Source organism: Pseudomonas lurida (assembly GCF_013522705.1).
In the GTDB taxonomy this organism is placed as follows: Bacteria; Pseudomonadota; Gammaproteobacteria; order Pseudomonadales; family Pseudomonadaceae; genus Aquipseudomonas; species Aquipseudomonas quebecensis.
This window is the reverse complement of sequence record NZ_JAAMRE010000079.1, coordinates 1-585: the sequence shown is the minus strand read 5'-3', so window position 1 is coordinate 585 and position 585 is coordinate 1. Positions and strand designations below refer to the sequence as shown.

Annotated in this window: 1 protein-coding gene; it reads left to right on the top strand. The window is 64.4% G+C overall.

Annotation, left to right across the window (positions count from 1 at the left end):
* Window positions 1-585 (top strand): hemagglutinin repeat-containing protein (locus G7025_RS26600; RefSeq protein ID WP_181081943.1); only part of this gene is annotated, 585 nt, incomplete at both ends.

Here is a 585-nt window from a genome sequence, read left to right as displayed (position 1 = left end):
CGGCATGCGCACCCTCACCGACGGCAGCGGCGGCACCATCGTCGCCCGCGAAAACCTGGCCATGGACGCTGGCCGCGACCTCACCAACCGGGGTGCCCTCACTGCCGGCAATGACGCCAACCTCACCGCAGGCCGCGACCTCAACCTCATCGCCGCCAGCGACACCCGCGTCAAGCACGAGATCCGCGACGGCGGCGAGAAATCCAGCATCACCACCGACGTCAAAAACCTCGCCGCCAGCGTCACGGCGGGCGGCAGCATCAACATGCAAGCCGGGCAAGACGTCAACATCATCGGTAGCACCGCCACTGCCGGCAAAGACCTCACCATCGCCGCCGGCCGCGACCTCAACATCGCCTCCGTCAGCGACATGCACAACGTCGATGGCAAGGAAAAGCACGGCAAGAAACGCATCAAGACCGCAGACGAGCAGACCACCCAAGTGGCCAGCGTACTGACGGCGGGTGGGGATTTTGTCAGCCAGGCCGGGCGTGACACCACGATCGTGGCGAGCAGGATCAGCGCGGGGAATGAGGCTTATCTGTATAGCGGGGATAAGTTGAGTTTGTTGGCGGCGCAGAACAG